At 62.9% G+C, this 22,801-nt stretch carries 22 protein-coding genes; 11 read left to right on the top strand and 11 right to left on the bottom strand.

Annotated features, from left to right (window positions below; translation table 11 throughout):
- Nucleotides 1-6: 6 nt before the first annotated feature.
- Entirely contained in the window at nt 7-831 is an 825-nt protein-coding gene (locus tag AC0NID_RS15550) for an alpha/beta hydrolase (protein WP_473453886.1), read from the top strand.
- Nucleotides 832-959: 128 nt separating this feature from the next.
- Here AC0NID_RS15550 and AC0NID_RS15545 read toward each other — a convergent pair whose 3' ends face one another.
- The 5 genes from AC0NID_RS15545 to AC0NID_RS15525 all read right to left on the bottom strand — a co-directional run bounded on the left by AC0NID_RS15545 (nt 960) and on the right by AC0NID_RS15525 (nt 5,890).
- A complete protein-coding gene (locus tag AC0NID_RS15545) occupies nt 960-2,039 on the bottom strand; it encodes an ABC transporter ATP-binding protein (protein WP_473453888.1) in 1,080 nt (359 codons plus the stop codon).
- A 10-nt stretch (nt 2,040-2,049) separates the two neighbouring features.
- Entirely contained in the window at nt 2,050-2,895 is an 846-nt protein-coding gene (locus tag AC0NID_RS15540) for a carbohydrate ABC transporter permease (RefSeq protein ID WP_473453890.1), read from the bottom strand.
- A 4-nt stretch (nt 2,896-2,899) separates the two neighbouring features.
- Nucleotides 2,900-3,820: a carbohydrate ABC transporter permease gene (locus tag AC0NID_RS15535; protein WP_473453892.1), complete on the bottom strand. Its 921-nt coding sequence runs from the start codon at nt 3,818-3,820 to the stop codon at nt 2,900-2,902.
- Between the two features lie 76 nt (nt 3,821-3,896).
- Nucleotides 3,897-5,135 carry an ABC transporter substrate-binding protein gene (locus tag AC0NID_RS15530; protein WP_473453894.1) on the bottom strand — a complete coding sequence of 413 codons (1,239 nt, stop codon included), beginning with the start codon at nt 5,133-5,135 and terminating at the stop codon, nt 3,897-3,899.
- A 119-nt stretch (nt 5,136-5,254) separates the two neighbouring features.
- On the bottom strand, nt 5,255-5,890 hold the full coding sequence (locus AC0NID_RS15525) for a GntR family transcriptional regulator (RefSeq protein ID WP_473454046.1): 636 nt from the start codon (nt 5,888-5,890) through the stop codon (nt 5,255-5,257).
- 134 nt (nt 5,891-6,024) lie between these two features.
- Here AC0NID_RS15525 and AC0NID_RS15520 point away from each other — a divergent pair, with 134 nt between their 5' ends.
- Nucleotides 6,025-7,164, top strand: a complete 1,140-nt coding sequence (locus AC0NID_RS15520) for a mandelate racemase/muconate lactonizing enzyme family protein (protein WP_473453895.1) — start codon at nt 6,025-6,027, stop codon at nt 7,162-7,164.
- A gap of 75 nt (nt 7,165-7,239) precedes the next feature.
- Here the strand turns inward: AC0NID_RS15520 and AC0NID_RS15515 are convergent, their stop codons facing one another.
- The 5 genes from AC0NID_RS15515 to AC0NID_RS15495 all read right to left on the bottom strand — a co-directional run bounded on the left by AC0NID_RS15515 (nt 7,240) and on the right by AC0NID_RS15495 (nt 12,157).
- Nucleotides 7,240-8,049 carry a formylmethanofuran dehydrogenase subunit C gene (locus AC0NID_RS15515; RefSeq protein WP_473453897.1) on the bottom strand — a complete coding sequence of 270 codons (810 nt, stop codon included), beginning with the start codon at nt 8,047-8,049 and terminating at the stop codon, nt 7,240-7,242.
- Nucleotides 8,046-8,954 (bottom strand): formylmethanofuran--tetrahydromethanopterin N-formyltransferase, encoded by a 909-nt coding sequence (gene fhcD, locus AC0NID_RS15510; protein ID WP_473453899.1) that lies wholly within the window; start codon nt 8,952-8,954, stop codon nt 8,046-8,048. Before fhcD ends, AC0NID_RS15515 begins: the two co-directional genes overlap by 4 nt.
- Entirely contained in the window at nt 8,942-10,573 is a 1,632-nt protein-coding gene (locus tag AC0NID_RS15505; protein WP_473453901.1) for a formylmethanofuran dehydrogenase subunit A, read from the bottom strand. Before AC0NID_RS15505 ends, fhcD begins: the two co-directional genes overlap by 13 nt.
- Nucleotides 10,567-11,658, bottom strand: a complete 1,092-nt coding sequence (locus tag AC0NID_RS15500) for a tungsten formylmethanofuran dehydrogenase (RefSeq protein ID WP_473453903.1) — start codon at nt 11,656-11,658, stop codon at nt 10,567-10,569. Before AC0NID_RS15500 ends, AC0NID_RS15505 begins: the two co-directional genes overlap by 7 nt.
- Nucleotides 11,659-11,776: 118 nt before the next feature.
- Complete coding sequence (locus AC0NID_RS15495) at nt 11,777-12,157, bottom strand: 4a-hydroxytetrahydrobiopterin dehydratase (RefSeq protein WP_473453905.1); 381 nt, start codon at nt 12,155-12,157, stop codon at nt 11,777-11,779.
- A gap of 157 nt (nt 12,158-12,314) precedes the next feature.
- Between AC0NID_RS15495 and AC0NID_RS15490 the strand changes: the two genes are divergently transcribed.
- The 7 genes from AC0NID_RS15490 (at nt 12,315) to fae (ending at nt 18,838) form a co-directional block, all read left to right on the top strand.
- Nucleotides 12,315-13,283 carry a beta-ribofuranosylaminobenzene 5'-phosphate synthase family protein gene (locus AC0NID_RS15490; RefSeq protein WP_473453906.1) on the top strand — a complete coding sequence of 323 codons (969 nt, stop codon included), beginning with the start codon at nt 12,315-12,317 and terminating at the stop codon, nt 13,281-13,283.
- Between the two features lie 41 nt (nt 13,284-13,324).
- Entirely contained in the window at nt 13,325-14,218 is an 894-nt protein-coding gene (locus tag AC0NID_RS15485) for an NAD(P)-dependent methylenetetrahydromethanopterin dehydrogenase (RefSeq protein WP_473453908.1), read from the top strand.
- Nucleotides 14,196-15,326, top strand: a complete 1,131-nt coding sequence (locus AC0NID_RS15480) for an ATP-grasp domain-containing protein (protein ID WP_473453910.1) — start codon at nt 14,196-14,198, stop codon at nt 15,324-15,326. The genes AC0NID_RS15485 and AC0NID_RS15480 overlap by 23 nt, the downstream gene beginning before the upstream one ends.
- Nucleotides 15,323-16,279, top strand: a complete 957-nt coding sequence (gene mch / locus AC0NID_RS15475; protein ID WP_473453911.1) for a methenyltetrahydromethanopterin cyclohydrolase — start codon at nt 15,323-15,325, stop codon at nt 16,277-16,279. Before AC0NID_RS15480 ends, mch begins: the two co-directional genes overlap by 4 nt.
- 64 nt (nt 16,280-16,343) lie before the next feature.
- A complete protein-coding gene (locus tag AC0NID_RS15470; RefSeq protein ID WP_473453912.1) occupies nt 16,344-17,285 on the top strand; it encodes an ATP-grasp domain-containing protein in 942 nt (313 codons plus the stop codon).
- Nucleotides 17,286-17,341: 56 nt separating this feature from the next.
- The gene (locus AC0NID_RS15465; protein WP_473453913.1) at nt 17,342-18,163 is read left to right on the top strand and encodes a triphosphoribosyl-dephospho-CoA synthase; all 822 of its coding nucleotides are present in this window, start codon (nt 17,342-17,344) and stop codon (nt 18,161-18,163) included.
- A 168-nt stretch (nt 18,164-18,331) separates the two neighbouring features.
- Nucleotides 18,332-18,838 (top strand): formaldehyde-activating enzyme, encoded by a 507-nt coding sequence (fae, locus tag AC0NID_RS15460; protein ID WP_473453914.1) that lies wholly within the window; start codon nt 18,332-18,334, stop codon nt 18,836-18,838.
- 247 nt (nt 18,839-19,085) lie between these two features.
- On the opposite strand, the gene AC0NID_RS15455 is transcribed toward fae, so the two are convergent.
- On the bottom strand, nt 19,086-19,802 hold the full coding sequence (locus AC0NID_RS15455) for a HisA/HisF-related TIM barrel protein (RefSeq protein ID WP_473453915.1): 717 nt from the start codon (nt 19,800-19,802) through the stop codon (nt 19,086-19,088).
- Between the two features lie 41 nt (nt 19,803-19,843).
- Between AC0NID_RS15455 and AC0NID_RS15450 the strand changes: the two genes are divergently transcribed.
- Both AC0NID_RS15450 and AC0NID_RS15445 read left to right on the top strand, forming a co-directional pair.
- A complete protein-coding gene (locus AC0NID_RS15450; protein ID WP_473453916.1) occupies nt 19,844-20,878 on the top strand; it encodes a hydantoinase/oxoprolinase family protein in 1,035 nt (344 codons plus the stop codon).
- A gap of 437 nt (nt 20,879-21,315) precedes the next feature.
- Nucleotides 21,316-22,797, top strand: a complete 1,482-nt coding sequence (locus AC0NID_RS15445; protein WP_473453917.1) for an aminotransferase-like domain-containing protein — start codon at nt 21,316-21,318, stop codon at nt 22,795-22,797.
- Nucleotides 22,798-22,801: the final 4 nt, after the last annotated feature.

Raw genomic sequence — 22,801 nt, 5'->3', positions numbered from 1 at the left:
GAAAGAGTGCAAAGCGATCCGTTTCGCATCCGCGATCACGTCGCGGATTTTGACAAAATCGTGCAGGACATCGTTCACCGCAGCGAGGCCGTTCGCGCAACCATTCCAATGACCGCGGACGTTGCCTATGGGCCGGATCAGACCGAAACCGTCGACCTGTTCTTTCCCTCGGGCAAAAGAAGCGGCCTGCCGGTGCACATGTTTATCCATGGCGGCTACTGGAGAATGTTCTCCAAGCGCGACTACTCATACGTCGCGACGACGATTACCCAGGCGGGTGCGATTGCCGTCATCGTCGACTATGCTCTGATGCCAAAGGTCAGGATGGCTACGATCGTCGACCAGGTGCGCCGCGCCAAGCAATGGGTTCTGGCCAATATCGCCGACCATGGCGGAGACCCGGCTGAACTGACCGTCAGCGGTCATTCGGCTGGAGCACATCTTTCAACGTTTCTGTTCGACAGCGAGAATACCCCCTCGAATGTGCGGGCAGCTCTTCTGCTCGGCGGGCTCTACGATTTGAAACCGCTCCAGAACTCCTTTCTCGCCAACGAGATTGGAATCACCGATGAGGAAGTCGCCCTGTTTACACCTCTTGCCCATCGGCATGATCCTCAAGCCAAGACGACGGTTCTGGTCGGAGCCAATGAGACGCCGCCTTTCCATCAGCAAGCGGATCGCTTCAAAGAGAACTTGCAGCGGCAGGGTTCGCCGGTAACGTCGCTGGTCCTCACGAACCGCAACCACATGGACAGTGTCAGGGATCTCGGCGTACCCGGGAGCCAGGCGGGTGATTGCCTGACGGACCTGATTGCAAACGACCGCCGCTAACCTCCCTGCAGACATGCCAGCCGTTACCCATGACGGCTCAACTGCAATGCCGGCTGCATCCACTCGGGAACGGGCGAGTTTCCGGGAGAACGTCCCGGAACTCTGAGCCTTCCGTATGAACTCTTGGGCTAAATATCGATGCGCTGCTCGGTGTCCGGATCGAACAGGTTGACGCTCGCCGGATCGACGGCAAGAAAGATTGCCTCGTTTCGTTGGCCGGCAAACCTCGGCGGCACGCGCGCCATGACCGAGCGATCGCCGACCTGCACTGTCACCATGGTTTCGGGCCCGGTAGGCTCCACCACATCGATCACGCCCGTTACCGAAGCTTGATCGCGCGCTACCACTTTCAGTTCCTCGGGCCGCATGCCCAGGATCACTGGGCGCTCGGAGATTTCCACCGGTTTGCCGGCCAGCATCGCGATCGATACCCCGCTTGCTTCGAAACGGACACCGTTCGCGTCCCGGACCAATCGTCCAGGTAGGAAGTTCATTGCCGGAGACCCTATGAAGCTTGCCACGAACATGTTGGCGGGCCGTTCATAGACAGTGCGCGGATCTGCCAATTGCTGGATGTGTCCGCCCTTCATCACGGCCACCTTGGTGCCCAGCGTCATCGCCTCGATCTGATCATGCGTGACATAGACGATGCTCGTGCCGAGACGCTCGTGCAGGCGCTTGATTTCAGTGCGCATTTCCACGCGAAGCTTGGCATCGAGATTGGACAGCGGCTCGTCGAAGAGGAACAGGGCCGGGTCGCGCACGATCGCCCGGCCCATCGCCACGCGCTGCCGCTGTCCGCCCGACAGGTTGGCGGGGCGCCGGTCGAGCAGATGCGAGATTTGCAGCAGGCGCGCGGCGTCCTCGACGGCACGCTTGCGTTTGTCGGCGTCCACGCCACGCATTTCCAGCCCGAATCCGATGTTCCTCGCGACCGACATGGTCGGGTAAAGCGCGTAGGATTGAAACACCATCGCGATATTGCGGTCCTTGGGTGCAAGGTCCACGACCGAGCGTCCGCCGATCAGGATGTCACCGCCGGACGTGTCGTCGAGGCCGGCGATCATGTTGAGCAAGGTCGACTTGCCGCATCCGGACGGTCCAAGCAGAACCAGGAATCCTCCGTCCTCGAGTTCGATGTCGACGCCGTGAAGAACCTGTACGGAACCGTAAGACTTGCGCACGTCCTTGATGGAAAGTGTCGCCATGTGAGCACTCCTAACCTTTGACGGCGCCCGCGGTCAGCCCCTGAACCATGGTTCGCTGGACGATAGCGAAGAGAACGATGACCGGGATGATGCTGAGGATTCCGCCCGCGGCCAGAACGCCCCAGGGAAGCTGGAACTCGCCGACCATCAATTGCAGGCCCACGGGCCAGGTGCGAGACCCCTGCCCCGTCGTCAGCATCAGGGCGAACAGGAACTCGTTCCAGGCAGCGATGGCAATGAACACGGAACTTGCAACCAGGCCGTTTCGCGCAAGCGGCACGACGATACGGACCATGGCGCCAAGCCTTGTCGAACCGTCGATTCGCGCCGCACTCTCGAGTTCCCTGGGTGCTGAATCGAAGAAGCCCTTGAGCATCCAGACGAACAGCGGCAGCAGGAAACTCGTATAGGCGAGCGCAAGGCCGAAACGGCTGTCTACGAGCCCGACGCCGCGCATCACGACATAAAGGGGAATGATCACCATGACCGCCGGGAACATGCGAACGACGAGATAGCCGAGCATGAGCCGGTCCCGGCCGCGAAACGCGAAGCGCGAAAAGGCGTAGGCGGCCAACGTCCCTGTGACGACGCAGATCGTCACCGTCAGCAACGTGACGACGAGGCTGTTGCCGATAAGCAGGGGAAAGCCGGACTGCGTCCAGATGGCGACATAATTGTCGAAGGTGATGCGGCTCGGTATGTACTGCATCGTCTGGGTGACGATATCGGCCTCATATTTGAGGGACGTCAGGAACATCCAGACCATCGGGCCGATGCAGAATGCCGAAAGGCTCACAAGCACGGTGTAGGTGGCGAAGTTCGCGATCAACCGCCGGTGACGCTTGCTTTCGATCATCGCTCTATTCCTTGGTAATCCTGGACATGCGGATGTATGCGACCGCGAAGATCATCAGGATGACGAACATCACCACCGACAGGGCGGATGCGTAGCCGAAATTGAATTCCTTGTAGGCGGTCTGGAAGGCGTACAGCGACAGCACCTGCGTGGCATCTCCCGGCCCGCCACCGGTGAGAATGAGAAGCAGATCCGGCGAATTGACCAGACTGATGACACGCAGGATCACCGCCGCCGCGATGACGGTCTTGAGCATCGGCAGGGTGATCAGCCTGAGCTGCGCGGCCGCGCCCGCGCCGTCCACCGCGGCGGCCTTGTAGAGATCCTCGGGAATACTCTTCAGACCCGCAAGCAGCAGCAGCGCGAAGAATGGAAATCCATGCCAGGCCTCGACCAGAATGGTCGCCGCAAGGGCGGCATTGGGGTCCGCAAACCATGCCTTGTAGGACTGCAGGACGCCCATGCGGACCAGAATGTCGTTGATGACCCCAAGCCGCGGATCGAGCAGCAGCGCCCACATATGGCCCGCTACGACGTTGGGCAGGAAATAGGGGAGCAGGATGAGCACGGCGAAGATCTTCGTGCCCGGCAGATCCCTGTTGAGCGCTGTCGCGGTGAGAAGGCCAAGCGCCAGTTCCAGCACGACCGCGGCGGTGACCCACACGACCGTGTTCTTCAGCGCGATCCAGAAGACCGGGTCGGACCACATCGCCGCATAGTGTTTGAAGCCGACCCAGCCATCGAGCCCGGGGCGCGTCAGACGCATCTCGCGAAAGCTGATGGCCATGCCGTAAAGGGTCGGATAGGCGATCACAAGAAGGATGAGGACGAGGCTCGGAAGAAGCAGCAAATACATCCAGTATCGGGTCTCGGACAGTTCGCCGAGAGCCCGGAAAGGCAGGTATCTGCTCGCGCTTGAAGTCATGGATCTCCGGCGCGAAAGCACCGTCCCGTTCCGTGATAGGCGCGGCTGCACGCCCTAGCCGCCGTGCCGGAATATCTCAGCGAAGGGCAGCTTCGAGGCCCTGGGTCATGCGATCCACGGCCTGTTCCGGCGTCGACTGGCCCGTCAGCACCGACTGGAAGGCGGGATTGACGACGTTCTCGGACCAGCCCGCGGCGCCGATGAAATTATTCGGCAGGCGTCCGAAGTCGAGCGTCTTCACCGCCGCACCGTAGATTGGATTTCCGGTGATCCGCTGATCCTGCAGCGCAGCGGCAGAGGCCGGAAAATAACCGGTCCCCTCGAGCAGCGTTATGGCAGCGTCCGTCTGGCCCCAGAAACTCACCCACTGCCAGGCAGCCTCGATATTGTCTTCCTTCATGATGCCGTTGCCGGCGTAGGCGACGCGAGCGATATGCGCCTTGGGGCCGGCCGGCATGGGTGCGGTCGAGAACTGTTCGCCCTGCTTCATCGCGCCGGAGATTTCGTTCAGCGAACCGGTGTGATGCCACAGCATTGCCGTCTGTCCGGTGCGGAACGCCTCCATGATCTGGCGGTAGCTGTCGTTTGGCGCGCTCGGCGGCACGACCTTTTCCTTGAGGAAGAGAGCCGAATAGAACGTCACCGCCTCGATCGCCGCGGCCCTGTCGATGGCCGGCTGCCCGTCCTTGACGATCGGCGAACCGAACGCCTCCATGACGTCGATGACATATTTGAACCCGCCTGCGCCGGCGCGCATGCCAAAAGCAAACCTGCCCTTCGAAGGATCCGTCAGCTTGCGGCAGGCCTCCAGGAATTCGTCGAAGGTCTTGGGCGGTCCTGCCAGCCCGGCTTCCTCGAAATAGTCGGTGCGGTAGTACATCCAGTCGACGAAGGCGAAGGCGGGAACGGCATAGATCGCGCCGTCGCTGGAAAGCCCGGTCCAGCGGCTGTCGGGGAAATTCGTCTTGCCGGCCCAGCCGTTCACGCGCTCGGTAAGGTCGATCAATCCCTCCATCGCGGTAAGGTCGGCGAATCGCTCGGCGATCACCATGGCGGTGTCCGGGCGCCCGCCGGCCAGCACCGCCGAAGAAACCTTCGCCATGTATTCCGAGTTCGGGATGTTTTCCTGCGTCACCGCCACATCCGTATTCGCCGCCTGAAACAACCCGATGATCTTGAGCAGGCTGGCCATTTCCGACTGGCTGGTAAAATGGTGCCAGTAGCTGATGGCGCTCGCGGCCCGGGCACCGCCGACAGGCCCCGCCATCGCAAGGGCCGCGGAACCGATGAGAAGCTGTCTCTTGTTCAACTGCATGCGATCTCCTCCAACATATCAGGCTAACGCACTGATCGATCAGTTTGGAGGTAACATCATTTCCCAGATCGCGCAACCGCGCTTGGGAGCCTGTGGCGACGAGGCACGCGGCTTGACTGTCAGACGAGCCCCAGATTGCGCTGCATGGCCGCTTGGAAATGCGCCAGCAGCATCGCTTCAGCGCTGTCGGCATTCCTGGTGCCGCAGGCCTCGAGGATGTCGAGATGCTCCTTGAGCGTCCGGATCATGATCGGCGAGGTGAGCTTGCTGTCGAGCCGCAGCAGACGCAGATAATTGTGCATGCGCCGATAGGTGCTATCGATCAGCGGATTGCGCAGCGCGCCGATGATTGCACCGTGAAGTTCTCTTTCCAGCGCGTCCATCTCCTCCAGTTGCTCTTTCCCGACACCCTCTCGTTCCACCCGCCGAACCAGGCGGGAATGCCGCATTTCCAAGGCATTCATGACGGCTTCGTCACCTTGCTCGGCAAAGACGCGTATTGCCGAACGCTCTATGATAGCGCGGAACTGGTAGGTTGCGCGCGTAAGCTCCAGGCCGGGTCTTACGAACTGGATTCCCGAGCGCGGGTGAATGGCGAGAACTCCCTCCGCTTCGAGCACGCGCAGGGCGTCGCGAAGCGGAGCGACGGGCACGCCGACGATCGCGGACAGCTCGTTCTGCGAGACGAAAGCCCCTACCGGAACACGCCTGTCGAACAGGCCTTCCAGGATTCGTTCATAGGCGACATCGCTCATACGGGCGGCCGCCACCGGCGTATGAGAGACGGATTTTGCTTTTCCCGCCACTTGCGGCACCCCCGTTGGTTCGATACTAAGGCATTATCTGATAGATCAGTATACAGCATTAAACGATCAGAAGGTCATTGGTGATGAGCCTTTCGCATTTTCGTATAACCCGATTTCAGTTCGCCCGCGACCGGGTAATCGGGGACAGTCAGGTTCGAGCGGACGATGTCAACATTGCCGCTCTGGAACTCGTTTCGGAAAGCGGTGAGGCGGGACTGGGCTTCGTCCAGACGCTCTTCAATCCCCTGCCCGACCAGATCGAGATCGAGGCTGTTTTCGAAAACGAGGTGTGGCCGACGCTGAAGGGGCACAAGGCGATCGCGCTGGTTCACCGTGTGAACCGCCCGCGCGGCGGCAACCAGCGGGCTTACTCCCTGCCTTTTCACGAGGCCGTTCAGGTGGCGCTTTGGGACCTTGCGGCAAAGGAGGCCGGCCTGCCCCTTCATGTCCTGCTTGGCAGTCGCCGCAACCGCGTGGGTGCTTACGCCAGCGGTCTCGATTTCCACCTCGACGATGAGGCATTCGTCTCCTTGTTCTCGCACGCGGCGTCGCTTGGCTACACCGCTTTCAAGATCAAGGTCGGCCATCCGGATTTCGACCGCGATCTGCAGCGCCTGGAGCTGTTGAAGACCCGCGTGCCGGCAGGGTCGAAAATCATGATCGATCCGAACGAGGCGTGGACTTCGAAGGAAGCGCTGGTGAAATTGGTGGCGATCCGCGATGCCGGCCACGATCTCCTGTGGGTCGAGGATCCGATCCTGCGGCACGACTACGAAGGGCTGAGAACGCTCAGGCACGCAGTGACATGGACCCAGATCAACAGCGGGGAGTATCTGGATCTTCAAGGCAAGCGGCTTCTTCTGGAAGCCCACGCAGCCGACATCCTGAATGTCCACGGCCAGGTGACCGATGTCATGCGCATCGGCTGGCTGGCCGCCGAGCTCGGGATTCCGGTCAGCATCGGCAACACCTTTCTGGAGGTCGGCGTGCATATGGCGGTCGCCCTCCCCGAAGTCGAGTGGTTGGAATACTCATTCCAGAACTTCGATCATCTGGTGGATCAGCCCATCGACATCCGGGACGGGTACGCCTATGCGCCCGACCGGCCTGGCCATGGACTGGTGCTTTCCGACAAAGCGCGCACCGAATGGATGAGACCAAGGCGTCTGGCGCGGTCGGAACTGGGTGCCGCGCCCGAAAATCCGCGTCTTCCCAGAAAGTGAGTACTTGTGGGCAGGACGGGTGCTGATCACCGTGAGCGATCGTCATGTCGACCGCGCTTTGCATGGCTGCACACCTCAGCGAGGGAAAAGAACCTCACCCATCCCAAGCACCGCATTGTCACCGCCATATTTATGCGGCGCCTTGCCCAGAAGCGGCCGTTTCAAAATACCCTCGGCGATCAGATGGCGATCGACGATGGCGGCGAAGACGCTTTCCGGCGCTCCGCATTCGACGAAGCTCGGCGACAGGCTTTTCGGGGCGCGATCGAGAAGGATCGAACCTCGACGCATCAGATAGCCGGGCATCTCGCCAGCACCGCCGGCCACCACCAGCGTGCCGGCGATCATGCGGCTGCCGGCATGGTCGCCTGAGCCCTTCAGCACCGCGATCAGGCCGCGCCGCATGCGGTCGGCGGCAAAAGCGCCCGCTTTGCCCCTGACGATCAGCACGCCGCCATTCATGCCGGCCAGTTCCCCGGCGAGCGGCGCCGCGAGGTGGTCGCCGGCGTTGCCTGCAATTTCAAGCCTGCCGCCGCGCATGCCGGAGCCGGCATGCGGACCCGCATTGCCTTCGATCGTGAGCTTACCGCCGCGCATGGCGCGCCCGGCCCGGGCGCCGGCATCGCCGACGAGGCGAACCGACCCGCTCCGCATGCCTTCCGCCACGCGGTCGAGGCGCGCGCTTCCACCTTCGAAGACGATGTCCAGCGGATCGTTGCCGGCGACGCGAAAAATATCGCCGACCTTCGACCCATGCTTCGACATGCCGATCTGGATTTTTTCGATATCGTGCCTTTCGATCCCGGCAAGCCGCTCCGGGCTCAGCGGCGACAGGTCAACGCGCTCGGGCGGCTCGGCGACTAGAGTGAAGGTGAGCGCCTTCATGGCAGCATGTCCTTCAGCGAATAGATGAATTTGCCGAGCTTGCCGCCGTAATTGCCGGCGCTGATGCGAACCGCGCCTTTGTGCGGCCCGAGCTCGAGGACGGCCTTGATGCCGGCCTTCATAGCCGCGGCAACGGCGTCATTGGTCTCGCCGTCGATGACGATTTCCAGGACGGCATTGATGTCGGGCCCGAGCGCGCTCGTGACGACACCGCGCAGCGTCGGCGCGTAGGCTTCGTTGGCCGAGGCGATCATGCCCTTGTATTTACCGCCGATCTTGGAACCCGAACGGGCAATGCCGCCCGGAAACGGCACGATCGCGCCGGGCACCTGGCCGATCGCGGCGACCGCGGCCTCGGCGGCGACCAAGGCCTTGGCGCTGCTTTCAGCCATGACGAAGAAATTGCCGCCGCCGACGGCTTCCTTCGTCAGCCCGGTCGTTGCCTCGCACAGGAATTCGCCGTCCATGACGGGAACGCGCCAAAAATGCCTGCCGCCGATCTTCTTGGAGATCTGCCAGCCGTCGCCGAAATAACGCAGCGCCGAACCGAGCTTCAACGCGGCGCTGCCCTCCAGTCCGGCGAAGCAGGCCGAACCCGGCGAGGTCAAGACACACTGGCCGACGCGGTTGAGCAGTTGTTTCTGCAGTTCGTCGGTCCCCATCGCGAAGATCATCACGCGGCAGCCAGGCCGGCCATCCGGTGTGGCCGATGGCGGCAGTTCGACATCGATTGCCGCTTCGCAGCCGCAGCCGATCACCGAGGTGGCGAAGCCGGTCATCGTGGTCGCCGCCTGGCGCGCCCATTTCCGGTTCGGCGCCGTGATGATGATGGCAGTCGCGCGCATGCCGAAGGCCTCGGCAAAGGTATCGTCGATCGTTATGCCATTTACGCTCACGTTCGGCATGCCACCTCGCCGAATGGCTGTTCGCGCGCGATCGCGGAATCCGGGAAATTGAACCAGTCCAGCGACAGGCCGTAACGCTGCTGGTGATAGTCCTCCAGGCGGCGCACCATCGCCTTGTCCGGCGACGGATTGAGCCTGAGCGCCTTGCCCCAACGGTAATGGGTGATCTCCCCGTCTTGCACGACGAGATCGCCATCCTTGAAGACATATGCCGCCTGCCCCAGCATTTTCGCGATATCCCCGTCCCTGCGGTAGATCGCGATGTCGGCTATGGCGCCGGCGCCGAGATGGCCTCGATCCGTCAGTCCAAGCAGCTTGGCCGGCGCCGCGCGCGTCATGATGGCGATTTCCTCGAACGTGTATTCGCGGTCGATTGCGGCCAGGGTGGAGAGCGCCATGGCGGATTTCGAGAGTCCGGCAATCATTTCATTGCGCGCTTCCCGGCTCATCAGCAGCGCGAACAGCGCCGGATACATGGTAAAGGGCGCGCCGTTGGGATGGTCGGTGGTGAAGAAGACCCGCCAGGGATCGTCGATCAGCAGAAAGAGCTCGAGCCCGATCGCCCACTGCATGGTGCCGTAGAAATCCTTGCCATAGCTGTAGGGCACGATGCCGCCGCCATTGCCGTCGCCGTCATGAATGACCGACTTCTTCGGGTGCGCACTGCCACGCGCCGAAAACTGCCGCATGACGTCGGATGAGATGGTGACCGTCTGGCCGAACATCACCTGGCCGATGTCGATGGTGACTTCCGGCGTCGTGTTGACCAGTTCGGCAAGACGCGCCGCGGCCGAGGAAAACCTGCGCTTTCCTTCCGTGCCGTAGCCGTAGAACTGGAGATGGGCGAGGTGCAGCGGCAGCCCTTCCGCCGCCGCGATTGTCGAAGCCGCCGTATCCGCCGATCCGGGGCCGCCCAGATTGTTGCAATGGACATGCAGAGGATGCGGGACCCCGAGACTGTCGACCGCCGCCTGCAGCGTCTTGACGATCCTGCGCGAGCTGACGCCATAGGAAGGCACCACATCGTCCAGCGAGAAGGTGCGGACGTTTTCCTTGAAGGCGGCGGCCGCGCCGGCGTTGATCACCTTGACCCCGAGCGCTCGCGTCGAGGCGACGGTCCAGGCGACATAGTCCTCGATCATCGTCGAGGGGGCGTCGTCGCGGATCATCGACAGCAGGAAATCGTCGTTGCCGAGAATGGCTAGCGTCGCCTTGTCGATGATCGGGATGTCGGCCAATTCGAGATGGGTGTGAAGCGCGGCTCCCGGCGACATCGCCGGTTCGACGACCGTGGTGAAACCCATCTTGGCGTAGAGACAGCCGGTCTGGAAGGTCGACCAGCCGGCATTGGAGAGCGGCGTCGCCGCCGGCCGCGCCTGGTGGGCGGCATGCTGCTCGGGCAGCAGCAGCCGAGCCGTATTCACATTACCGCCGCCGATATGGGAGTGGATGTCGATGGCGCCCGCCATCACGATGCAGCCGGCGGCGTCGATGGTCCTGTCGGCGGCGCCTCCCGCTGGCGCCGCAATGATCTTGTCATCCCTGATCCAGAGGTCGCCCTGGCCGAGACGGCCATTGACGGGATCGATGATGTCGCCACCGGCGATTTTCGTCAGCATGGCAACGCGGCCTCGGCGGAGACATGACTGGCGACCAGGCGGATAGCAGTCGCAGCAGAGGGCAGTTCCGAAGCCCCTCGCGCATCGACCGACCTTAGCGAACCGGTGCGGCTGGAATAGACCACCGCCTCGTGATCGACGCCCGCTTCGCCGATGGCGATGGTGACCGCGGCGCCGGCGACCGGCTTCTGCGTTTTCGCCAGGGCGATCAGCGCCATGCGGTGCCTTTTCTTCTGCGGCTGGACAATCGAGGAGGAGATCCGCAGGTGCAGGTCGGCCTCGCCGGCTGCGATCATGCGCGCGACATCGTAACGCCAGGGATCGAAGTCCGGCAAGCCGCGCGCGAAGCCCGTGCGCAGCGGAAAACCCGTCATCCAGGTCGAGGCGAGCGCGCTTCCCCAGCCGTTTTCGCTGGCCGGCAGATGCAGGCCGGATGCGCGTGACGTGCGGTTGAGTTCGGCGATCAGTCCTTGCAGCATTTCCAGCGCCAGCCCGTCGGTTGCGTCGCCTGAAAACAGGAAGACTGGAAAACGCGCAGCCGCCAGGGCTTTGGCGAAATCGTCGAAATTCGAGACCGGCTGCGATGTCTGACGCCCTCTGTACTGCGCCCTCAGCGCCGCCAGCGTAGCACTGAGGCTTGCCTCGCCGCAGGAAAGGAGCGTCGCCGTCCGCCCGTTATTCAACGGCGGCGCAGACGCTCCGTTCGGCCCGACCAGAAAGAATTCGCGTTGATTCTTGGCCGAGAGATCGGGAACCGTCTCGGCGAGTTCGCCGACAAATTCATGGTGGATCTGCGGGAGTTCGCCCACGATCACCACGACATCGGCGCGCCGGCGCGTCTCGCCGGGCGCGACGGTCATCGCGCCTTTGTCGGTAAAAAGCGCGGTCTCCCGGGAAAGTGCCGCGCCATCGGCATGGTCGTATGCCGCGCCGACCCGCTCAGCCAGCGCGATCGCCGCCCTGGTGCCGTGTACATCCGTATCCAGGCTGAAAACCGGGCACCGGCTTGACCCCAACAGCGCGGCGGCATGTGCAGCCGCGCGCTCGACCAGCGTTTCCCGGTTGCCGATCCAAGCAACCGCCATTCACTACGCTACTTTCTGGTGCCGGCCTGATCCTAGACGAAACTGGATTGGCCGTGAACCCCGCCTGCCGGCAGATTAGCGAATGTTTTCATAAGCTATCAACAAATTCCGACCGCGCTTAATCATATTTGATGTAAGCGAAGCGCTGATCGGTCGGCGGGGTGCCTTCCAGCGCGCCGCCTTCCTTGGCCGGCTGCCACTGGACGACGTCCTCGATCTTTTTGGCGAGCTCGAAGTCCTTGTCGGTGATGCCCTTCGCTGCATGGTTCATCAGGCGCACCTCGACCCAGGCATAAGAGGCCGTGATATCGGGATGGTGCCACGCCGCCTCGGCGAGATGGCCGACCGTGTTGATGACCATCAGTGTCGATTTCCAGCTGTGGGTCTTGTATTTGCGCCGGATCCAGCCGTTCTCGTAACGCCATTTCGGCAGCTCCTTCTCGAGCCGGTCGGCAATCTCGGCTTCCGAATAGACCTTCTCCCTGACTGTCTCGCTCATCTTGACCTCCGCGACTTGCCCGGCCTGTCTCCACGCCGGGACCAAAGTAGATAAAACGAATGCTCTCTCCGCCTTGCCCCTTCGACGAAAACAGCTATCATGGCGGCGGGCACCTAAACTTCCATGATGCGTCTATGATGCACCCATCGGGGGGTAGATGTCGAATTCTGTTACCATACGAGTGCCCGCGCGCCTGCATCTTGGCTTCCTCGATCTCAATGGCGATGCCGGGCGTCGCTTTGGCAGCGTCGGGCTTCCGCTGAGCGAACCCGAAACCGTCGTCACCCTGTCGCGGTCCGGCGAGACCATCCTCGAAGGCATAGAGAGCCGTCGCGCCGGCGAGCATTTGTCAGCGCTCTGCAGGCATCTCGGCATTCGCGGCCAGCACCGTCTGGTGGTCGAACGGTCGATCCCTAGCCATGCCGGCCTGGGCTCCGGCACGCAGATCGCCCTTGCCGTCGCCTCCGCGCTGCGCACGCTCCACAACCTGCCTCTCGACGTCGGCGGTGACGCGACCTTGCTCGAGCGCGGCGGCCGCTCCGGCATCGGCATCGCCAGTTTCGAACACGGCGGCGTCATTGTCGACGCCGGCAAGGACGACAGCGGCAGGCCGCCGCCGGTCGTGACGCGCCTGCCGTTTCCGGAAGAATGGCGCGTCATCCTGATTCTCGACCATGGCGGGCATGGCCTGCATGGCGATGCCGAGATCGCGGCGTTTCGTTCGCTGCCGCCTTTCCCGGCGTCCGGCAGCGGGGAGATCTGCCGGCGGGTGCTGATGGGTATCATGCCGGCCCTGGTCGAGCATGACCTTCCAGCCTTCGGCGCCGCCGTCGCCGCGATCCAGATGCTGATCGGCACCCATTTCGCCCCGGCGCAAGGCGGCGTGTTCACCTCGAAGCGGGTCGAGAGGGTGGCCCATGCTCTCAACCGGGCAGGTGCCGTCGGCATCGGTCAGAGCTCTTGGGGGCCGACAGGATTTGCCTTCGCCCCGTCGCAAGACGCTGCCGCCAGCTTCGTCGGCGCGGTTCGGCAGGCGGTTGAAGACGGCATCGAGGTCAGAATCGTCAAGGGCAGGAATTCCGGCGCGAAGATCAGTTCGACCAGGCTCGATCTCGTCGGCAGCTGACACGTCGGCAACGCTATCACATTCAAGCAGAAAGGCGAGAAATGGCCCGCAAACATATCCTGCACATGCTGACGCCGTTGAAGCATATGAGCCCTTTCGACGTGAACATGGCGCTCGACGCGGGATTCGACGCGGTCGTCCCCTATGTCGATGTAAGCCTCGGCGAAGTGACGGGCCTCGTGCAGGACGCGATCTTCTCGCGCCCGCCCGATGCGGGCGTCGACACCGGCATCTTCATCGCCGGCAAGGATGCCTCGCTGGCGCTCGACATGTTCGACGCGGCAAAGAAGGCGATGGTGCCGCCTTTCCAGGTTTCTGTGTTCGCCGATCCGGCCGGCTCGTTCACCACGGCCGCGGCGATGGTGGCCAAGGTCGAAAAGGCGCTGGAGACAAAATTCGCGCGCGGGCTCAAGGACACGAGGATCGCTGTTTTCGGCGCCACCGGCGTTGTCGGCTTCTGCACCGCCGTCATTGCCGCCAGGGAAGGCGCCAAGGTCACGCTTGTCGGTCATGACGGCATCGAAAGGGTCAAGCAGATCGCGGCCGAGATCGAAAGCCGATTCAACATAGCCGTGGACGCCGCCGACGGATCGAGCGATGCCCGCAAGACCAAGCTGGTCGAGGCAAGCGAAGTGATCCTGGCTTGCGCCAAGGCCGGCGTCCAGGTGGTTTCGAAAGCTCAGTTGAAAGGCGACGGCCTGCTGATTGCCGCCGACGTCAACGCCGTTCCGCCGGCCGGCATCGAAGGCGTGGCCGTCAATGCCAATGGCGATCCGCTCGAAGCGGCAAAAGCTGTCGGCATTGGTCCGCTGGCCGTCGGCAACGTGAAATATAAGGTCGAGTTCGGCCTCTTCAAAAGAATGATCGAATCCGAAAAAACGATCTCGCTCGATTTCCAGGAAGCGTTTTCCCTTGCACGCGAAATCGCCAAGTAACGCCGGATCTCTCCTGATCGCGGCGATTTCGGGCCGGGCGCTGGCTGCCGCTGCGCGCCGCGCCGGCTATCGTCCGCTGGTCGCCGATTTCTTTTGCGACACCGACACGGTCGCGCTTGCCGAACGCGCGACGATGCTGCCAGGCGACCTGCAAAGCGGCATCGATAGCGAGCGCATCATCGAGACGCTTCGGCCATTGGCTGGAGACGACCGGCCGGTCGCCATCATCCTGGGCTCGGGCTTCGAGCGGATGACGAAGACCGTCGACGAGATTGCGCGCCTTTTTCCGCTCGCCGGCAACAGCGGCGCTGCGATCCGCAGGATCAAGGACCCGCAAGCGCTGGCCGCCGACTGCGCCGAACTCGGCATCCCGCATCCGGAATTCCGATGGGACCGGCCGCCCGATCCGGAAAACTGGGTGGTCAAGACAGCGGGCGGCGCCGGCGGCGGGCATATCAGACGGGCCGCCGGAGAAACCCCGGCCGCCGGTCGCTATTTCCAGCGTTTCATTGCCGGCCGCAGCATCTCGGCCCTGTTCGTCGGCAACGGCCAGACCGCCGACATCGTCGGCTTCAGCCGGCAATGGGCGTCGCCCGCCCCGGCAACGCCCTATCGCTACGGCGGCGCCGTGCGGTTGAGACGCTTCGACCGCAGGCAGGCGGCAATGATATGCGGCTGGCTTTCGGGTCTGGCGCGCCGCGCCGGCCTGGTCGGATTGTGCAGCGCCGATCTCATTCGCGGGCCGGACGGCTACACGCTCATCGAGATCAATCCGCGGCCAGGCGCCACGCTCGACATTTTCGACGATGCCGACGCGCCACTGATCGAAGCGCATCTGCGCTCCGCCGCAGGCAGGGCCTACCGCCTGCCGCGCTTCGTCGATTCGATGGCATCGATGGTGACCTACGCCGCGGCGCCGATCGCCCGCTTTCCATCGATTGCCTGGCCTGAATGGACTGCCGACCATCAGTCGCCCGGCACCCGCCTGATTGCCGGCGACCCTGTCTGCACCGTCTTCGCGCGCGGTCCGAGCGCCGATTTGACGAGGCGGCTCATCAAGGGACAGGCCAGCCGACTGCAACACCAATGGGAAGGAGACCGGACATGAAAGATGGTTCGGCATTCCTCAACGACAATGCGCAGCGCATCGTCGACGGCATGATCAGCGACGCCGAACGCCTGCGTATCGCCGTTTCCAGGGGACCATTGGGCGAGTGCCTGATCGATGCCGGCGCCAAGGCCGCCGGCGGCGTCGAGGCGGGGCTGCGCATGGCGGAAGCCGCGATGGGCGGTCTCGCCCGTATTTCGGCGTTCATGGACCGCGCCTCGCAGAAATGGCCGTTCACGGTCGAAGTTCGGTCTTCGCAGCCGGTGCTTGCTTGCCTGGGCAGCCAGTATGCGGGCTGGAATCTGTCGAGCCAGGGCTATTTCGCCATGGGATCGGGACCGGCACGGGCGCTCGCCCGCGTCGAACCGCTGTTCGAAGCACTTTCCTATCGCGACACGGCGTCATCCGCGGTGCTTATCCTGGAGACGGCCGAACCGCCGCCCCGGGCGATCGTTGAGAAAGTCGGCAAGGCAACCGGACTGCCAACCGAAAAGCTCACCTTCCTCTATGCGCCGACACAAAGCCTTGCGGGCGGCGTGCAGATCGTTGCGCGCTCGCTCGAGGTTGCCTTGCACAAGGCCAACGATCTCAAATTTCCGCTGGAGAACATTGTCGACGGCATCGGCGTGGCACCAATCCCCGCCCCCCATCCGGATTTTCTGACCGCCATGGGCAGAACCAACGACGCCATCATCTATGGCGGCAGCGTCCAGCTCTTCGTAAAGGGGTCGTCGAAAGAGGCCGGGGAGCTCGCGGAACGACTGCCGAGCCGCGCCTCGCGGGACCACGGCCACCCCTTCGCCGAGATCTTCAAGCGGTTCAAGGGTGATTTCTATGCCATCGATCCGCTGCTGTTCAGCCCGGCCGAAGTGATCGTGACGGCGATCGAAACCGGCGATACGTTTCGCGCCGGCGAGCGTGATCTGCGGATGCTCGAACGGAGCCTCGGTTAGCCATGGCGGCGCAGATGGTATGGAACCGCTCACGCCTCCGGTATACCGGTATCCGAGGCGCTGCATGATCCCGCGCATCCTGATCGCCAGCGACAATTCCGACACCCGCTCCAAAGGCCTGGCGGCAAGGCTGGAGCGGCGGGGCGCCATGGTCGCAACCGTGCCCCTGGCGGCGATCGCGTTCGACACCGGCAGCCCGAGCGGACTTTCGATTCCCGGTTTCGACGGCACGCTGCCCGACGCCGTGCTCGTCCGTTCGATCGCCGCCGGATCGTTCGAAGCGGTCACCCGGCGCCTCGGCGTGCTGCACGCATTCGGCAAGCTTGCCATTCCGGTGTGGAATTCCGCACAGGCGATAGAACGCTGCGTCGACAAGTCGATGACGACGTTCCTTCTGAACAATGCCGGCCTGCCGACGCCGCCGACATTCGTGGTCGAGGGACGTGCCATGGCCGAAGCGGTCGCCGAGCGCGAACTGCCGTTCACGCCGCTGGTGTTGAAGCCGCTTTTCGGCGCGCAGGGCCGCGGCATCAGGCTGATCGAAAAACTGTCCGATCTCCCCGCCGAGGACGAGGTCGACAGCGTCTATTATCTCCAGCATTACGTGCCGCGTCCCGGCCCTCCCTTCCGCGATTTTCGCGTTTTCGTCTGCGCCGGCGAGGTCCTGGCGATGATGAGCCGCCGTGGCGACGACTGGATCACCAACGTCAATCGCGGGGCAGTGCCCGAGCTGGTTTCGGGGCATGGCGAAACCCAGTTGGCGGCGCTGGCAAGAGCCGCCACTGCTGCTATCGGCGCGGATTTCGCCGGCGTCGATATCGTGCCGGCGGCCGACGGCAAGCTGTTCGTGCTGGAGGTCAACAGCATGCCCGCCTGGTCCGGGCTGCAATCAGTCGTCGCGGTGAACATCGCCGATGCGATCGCCGACGCACTGCTGAAATTCCTGGCCGATCGCGCCGAGGCGGCAATGCGCCCTTACCGTCTCACCGCGCCGGCGAATTCGTGACGAGCCGGGCGCTTTCGCGAGAACGCCTCCGGACGGCCTACGAGGATGCCTGCCGGATGGAGATCGAGGCGCTGAAACCGGGCAACGTCCATCTGTTCGCCGACGGGCACGGCATGTCCGCAGCCCAGTTCATGATGAGCGCAGAGGTCTCGTCCGCGCCACTGACCGATCCGCGCCTGCCGGTTGGCCAGCGCATTCTGGAGGCGGTCCGCGCGACACGCCTGGCGGTCGCGACCAATACCAACCTCGGCATCATCCTCCTGTCGGGGCCTCTGATATGCGCCGCCGAAATGACGGGCGGCCCACTGCACCACAATCGACTGCACGACGGTCGACTGCATGACGCTCTCGACGCGGTGCTGCGCTCGATGAGCATGGACGACACCAGGGCGGTGTTCGAGGCGATCGTCGCGGCCGCGCCAGGCGGCCTGGGAGAGGCCGCGAACGATGTGCGGCAGGAGCCGAAGGTCCATCTGCTCGAAGCGATGCGGGAGGCGGCCGGCCGCGACATGATCGCCCGCCAGTATGTTACCTGCTTCGGCGACGTGTTCGATATCGGGCTTTCGGCTCTGGATGGGGCGTTGGCACGCGGCGAAGTCGGCATGTGGCCGACCGTATTCGCCTACATGGCGTTCCTCGCCGGCTTCCCCGACAGTCATGTGGTGCGCAACCATGGAGCTGAAGCCGCAAATCGGTCGCGGCAGGAAGCCCTTGCCGTTCAGGCGGCGCTGCATGCCAACGACGACGAGGAGGCACGCATTCGGCTGCTCATGCAGCTCGACCGCCGGCTCAAGACGGACAACATCAATCCCGGCACCTCCGCCGACCTGACCGTGGCTACTCTTTTAGTCCACCTCCTCGGCGTTCGCCTTGCATAATGGCAACGTTGGTGGTTGACTTTCAGGAGCGGAAGCTGTGCTTCCGCGGCTATCCAGCCAACCGGTCCGGATGTCCGGGCGCTGCCAACAAGGATAGCTGTCCATCGAGCGCTCGCTCGGTTTGCGGCGTCTTTGGACACCATAACTGTGTCTTGGAGGAAAATTGGCATGGCAAAGATCTCGAAGGTAATGGTCGGTGAATCGCTGGTGGGAGACGGCAACGAAGTGGCGCATGTCGACCTGCTTATCGGCCCACGGGGGAGCGCGGTCGAAACGGCATTTTGCAACGCGCTTACCAACAACAAGGACGGCTTCACCTCCCTTTTGGCGGTGATCGCGCCCAATCTTCAGTGCAAGCCCAACACTGTGATGTTCAACAAGGTCACGATCAAGGGCGCCAAGCAGGCCGTCCAGATGTTCGGTCCGGCCCAGCATGCGGTTGCGAAAGCCGTGCAGGATGCCGTCGCCGAGGACATCATTCCCGCCAGTGAGGCGGACGATCTGTTCATCTGCGTCGGCGTTTTCATCCATTGGGACGCGGCGGACGACGCCAAGATCCAGAAATACAATTACGAGGCGACAAAGGAAGCCATCCAGCGCGCGGTCTCGGGAACGCCGACGGCTGCCGAAGCCACGGCCAAGCGGGACCAGGTCAAGCATCCGTTCGCCGCTTAGACAAGAGACAGCCCCGCACAGGCAAAACCCCCGGCGGAGCCGGAGGGTCTGTTGCGCCGCCTGAAGAAGCTTCTGGGCCTTTAGAGTATCGGATCCTAAAAGCCTGCCCTCGGACCTGATCCGAGGGCGGGAACCGGTTTGGAAATTCGACGCTTTAACAAAGCGATAGAGCGGCGACATGATTCGATTTGTGAGCGGCCGCTCTTGACGTCAGTTTCCGAGGCCGCAGTTCGAGATCACGCGAAAGTCAGGTGCCAAGCGATGCGAGGTGCCCCGGCGTGAGCGTGCCGTCGTGCAGCGAGGTCGCAACCAGCGCCGCGGCGATGCCGAGTGACGAAAGGGCGCGAATGTCAGCCTCGTTGCGCACCCCGCCAGCCGCGATCACCGAGCGGCTTCCAGCCTTCGCCTTGATCGCCTTGAGCCGCGTGAAATCGGGACCGGAGGCGGAGCCGACCTTGGCCAGTGTCATGACGATCACCTTTTGCGGCCAAAGCTCCGGCTCGTCGAGAAATGACGGCGGACCGCGAAACCCGTCGTCGAAGAAATCCAGCGACAGGATAAGGTCCGGATGGTCGCAAAAACGCCGCAACAGCGCGTCGTCCTGCTGCGATTCAGAACCCAGAACGGGGTAAAGCCGGGGTTCGGCAAGCGCCGCCGAAAGTGTATTCTCGTCGGCGATGCCGGCATCGACCCAAAGCTCCAGCGGCTCCGCCAGCGCCTGCAGCCTGGCAAGCGCGCCACTGTTCGGCGTTCTGCCTTCGATGGCATCCAGATCGGCGATGTAGAAGGTCGGGAAAGGGTAAAGCCCGCGCAGGCCCTCAGTGACCGCGACGACATCGGAACTTTGGCTGAGCGGGGTGACGATCGGCCTGTAGCGATCGCGTTTCCCTTGCTGGGCGCGGACCACCTCGCCGCCTTTCAGGTCGAGAACCGGAATGATACGCAACGCTTTCTCGCTGACCAACTGTCCCTGTCCAAATCCCTCCTGTCATGAAAGCTTGAAGCGTGGAAAAAAGAAAGAGCACCATTGCCGGCTTCGATATCGGCGGCGCGCATCTGAAGGTGACGCGGGCGGAAGGCGGCCGCATCGTCGAGGCGGTAACGATCGCCACGCCGCTTTGGCAAGGGTTTCACACTCTGACATCGGCATTCGAGGAAGCGGCTCCGGTCTATGCGGGCGCAGATCTCAACGCATTCACCATGACCGGCGAACTGGCTGATATCTTTGCGTCCCGCGAGGCTGGCGTCGCGGCGCTGCTGGACGAGGTTTCGACCCGTTTTCCGGGCGAGAAGCTGATCTATGCCGGGCGGTCCGGCTTTGTCGGGGTCGAGCAGGCAGCGCGGCTGAGCATCGATGTGGCCTCCGCCAACTGGCACGCGACAGCGTCGTTGGTGGCGAAACTTGCCGGCGATGCCCTGTTCGTCGACATGGGCTCCACCACCACCGACATCATCGCGGTCAGGAATGGCGCCGTCGCCAGCGATGGCTACACCGATGCCGAACGGCTTCTGAGCGGCGAATTGGTCTATACCGGCTTCACCAGGACGTTCCTGTTCGGCGTGGCCTCGTCGGCCCCCGTCCGTGGCAGGCTGACACCGCTGATGAACGAGTATTTCGCCTCGATCGCCGACGCGCACCGTATCCTGGGGGTGCTCGACGAGAAGGACGACAGGCACTCTTCCGCCGACGGCAAGGAAAAGACGATCGACGGTTCGATCGCGCGGCTCGCGCGTATGATCGGGCGCGACGCCGCCGACCTGACACCGCCGGAATGGCGCGAAGTCGCGCGCTGGTTCAGCGAGCAGCAACTGCGCAAAATCCACGACGCGGCGTCGCTGGTCGCCGGGCCGCTCGCCCGGGATGTCCCGATCATCGGCGCCGGAACCGGCCGCTGGCAGATCAGGCGGCTGGCCGAACGCATGGAACGCCGCTTCGTCGATTTCGCCGAGATCATCCCCGCAGATGACACCGCTCGCGGCGAAGCGAGCAGCGTGGCGCCCGCGTCGGCGGTGGCGCTGTTGGCGGGATCTCGATCGTAGGTGCTGTATCATGGCCATCCGATCAATCGGGGAGATGAGGCCGGCTTGAAAGATCTCAACCCGTACCAGCGCATCCAAAATCGGACCGCCCGCAGGGTCGCAACAGGGTGGCTGACGTTCGGCACCCGCTCGGCGCATGTCCGGTTCGCGCCCTATGTCGGCCGTAGAGGCAGACTTTGCCTCCGCCCGGAAGCAGACATCGGGGTGACGAGGCTGTCGGTCGTGGTCGCGCCGATTTCGTTGAACAAGTCGGGCGTCGAAGCGGGCGCACGAAAGCGCGGTGTCATGGTCGTGATGGCACGCATTGTCCGATTAATCCGATCGCGCGCTACCCCATCTACCTCAATCCTGAGCAGGTAGACCGGGACTCCCGTTTGGTCTAAGAACCAAGTTTTATTGAATACGGAACCAGTGTCGCAAATCTGCGAGGGCCGCACTTGGGCATCAACAGCGTGCGAAAAAGCGACCCGACGCTTGTGTGGGAACATCTCCTCGCGAAACCAAGACGATCAAAGGGTTCGCTGGCCATGCAACTTGTCGCGTCGTTTATCGACGTGATAGATAGCAAACAGATTCCGGAGGGGGTTCGCGTTCCCTCAAGCCGCGCAATCTCAGAGCATCTTGGCGTCGGTCGCAATACGGCAATTTCCGCCATCAATACCCTCATCGAGCAAGGTTACCTTCTCTCAAAGGATCGCTCCGGCGTATTCGTCGCCCCGACGATCACGCTGAAGCCGGCCCCAGTGCCGGCGTGCACTGGATCGGATGTCTTCGACTGGAATGCGCGGCTCGGCCTTTGCCGTTCTGATCCGAACGGTGATTCGGAGGAAGCTCCGAAAACCCCGGTCACCCACAACTTCAAATATGGCCAGTTCGATCTCAGCACATTTCCCACCTTCCACTGGCGTCAGTGCGAGCGCAGCGCATCGGGCCTGTCAGAAATAGCGCAGTGGGGCCGGGACATGTTCGATCGCGACGATGCCGAACTCGTCGAAAGCCTGCGAAGGCACGTCTTGCCCAACCACGGCATATGGGCCGAACCGGAAGATATATTGGTAACATTGGGAGGACAGGAAGGACGCTATCTCGTCGCGCAGCTCCTCAGCAAACCGGGTGTCACAATCGGCGTTGAAAATCCAGGACTGCCGGACGTCAGCGAGATGATGTCGGCGACGTCAGCAGGCCGCGTGTGTCTGTCGGTCGATGAGGAAGGGGTGTGTCTCTCGCCAGAACTCAAGCAATGCGATGTGGCTTTCATGATGCCCGGGCATCAGTGCCCGACCACGGCGGTGATGTCATTGGAGCGGCGGGAAAAGGTGCTGGAGCTGGCCAAGAGAAGGGACATGATCATCGTGGAGGATACGTATGAAACCGAACTCCTCAGCTATGGCAAAATGACACCCTCGCTCAAAAGTCTCGATCGAGAAGGGCGGGTTATTCACATTGGCAGCCTCTCGAAAGCAGTCGCCCCCGGTCTTCGCCTTGGCTTCGTCGTCGCCGCGCCAGTTGTAATCAGGGAGCTTCGGTCGATCCGTAGGCTTGTTCATCGCCATCCGCCCGGAAACATTCAGAGAGCGCTCGCGATGTTCATCGACCGTGGCTACTACCATTCTTACATTCGGCGCGTGTCGCAAACGCTGGCCAGCCGAACGAAGATCTTTTTCGCGTCGGTGAAGCGCCACCTTCCTTATGTGACCCTGCGACACCATGAGGGGGCGGCGTCTTTCTGGGCCGAGTTTCCATCCTCGGTACATGCCGGAGAACTTTGCCGGAAGATGGCGGCGCGTGGAATTTTGATCGAGTCCGGCGCGCGGTTCTTTCTGGATGGGCGGAAGAACAACTATCTGCGCATGGCAGTGTCTCAAGTCCCGGAGAACAAGATCGATTCCGGGATCGCCACGATAGCGCGAGCGATCTGACCGT

Source organism: Mesorhizobium sp. WSM4821 (assembly GCF_055901555.1).
Note: the sequence above shows the minus strand (reverse complement) of the source record. Positions and strands in the feature narration are given on the sequence as shown.

Coding starts and splice junctions, on each gene's coding strand:
- AC0NID_RS15545 (WP_473453888.1), bottom strand. CDS start 2,039: ATGGCGACACTTTCCATCAAGGACGTGCGCAAGTCTTACGGTTCCGTA.
- AC0NID_RS15540 (WP_473453890.1), bottom strand. CDS start 2,895: ATGATCGAAAGCAAGCGTCACCGGCGGTTGATCGCGAACTTCGCCACC.
- AC0NID_RS15535 (WP_473453892.1), bottom strand. CDS start 3,820: ATGACTTCAAGCGCGAGCAGATACCTGCCTTTCCGGGCTCTCGGCGAA.
- AC0NID_RS15530 (WP_473453894.1), bottom strand. CDS start 5,135: ATGCAGTTGAACAAGAGACAGCTTCTCATCGGTTCCGCGGCCCTTGCG.
- AC0NID_RS15525 (WP_473454046.1), bottom strand. CDS start 5,890: ATGAGCGATGTCGCCTATGAACGAATCCTGGAAGGCCTGTTCGACAGG.
- AC0NID_RS15520 (WP_473453895.1), top strand. CDS start 6,025: ATGAGCCTTTCGCATTTTCGTATAACCCGATTTCAGTTCGCCCGCGAC.
- AC0NID_RS15515 (WP_473453897.1), bottom strand. CDS start 8,049: ATGAAGGCGCTCACCTTCACTCTAGTCGCCGAGCCGCCCGAGCGCGTT.
- fhcD (WP_473453899.1), bottom strand. CDS start 8,954: ATGCCGAACGTGAGCGTAAATGGCATAACGATCGACGATACCTTTGCC.
- AC0NID_RS15505 (WP_473453901.1), bottom strand. CDS start 10,573: ATGCTGACGAAAATCGCCGGTGGCGACATCATCGATCCCGTCAATGGC.
- AC0NID_RS15500 (WP_473453903.1), bottom strand. CDS start 11,658: ATGGCGGTTGCTTGGATCGGCAACCGGGAAACGCTGGTCGAGCGCGCG.
- AC0NID_RS15495 (WP_473453905.1), bottom strand. CDS start 12,157: ATGAGCGAGACAGTCAGGGAGAAGGTCTATTCGGAAGCCGAGATTGCC.
- AC0NID_RS15490 (WP_473453906.1), top strand. CDS start 12,315: ATGTCGAATTCTGTTACCATACGAGTGCCCGCGCGCCTGCATCTTGGC.
- AC0NID_RS15485 (WP_473453908.1), top strand. CDS start 13,325: ATGGCCCGCAAACATATCCTGCACATGCTGACGCCGTTGAAGCATATG.
- mch (WP_473453911.1), top strand. CDS start 15,323: ATGAAAGATGGTTCGGCATTCCTCAACGACAATGCGCAGCGCATCGTC.
- AC0NID_RS15470 (WP_473453912.1), top strand. CDS start 16,344: ATGATCCCGCGCATCCTGATCGCCAGCGACAATTCCGACACCCGCTCC.
- AC0NID_RS15465 (WP_473453913.1), top strand. CDS start 17,342: ATGGAGATCGAGGCGCTGAAACCGGGCAACGTCCATCTGTTCGCCGAC.
- fae (WP_473453914.1), top strand. CDS start 18,332: ATGGCAAAGATCTCGAAGGTAATGGTCGGTGAATCGCTGGTGGGAGAC.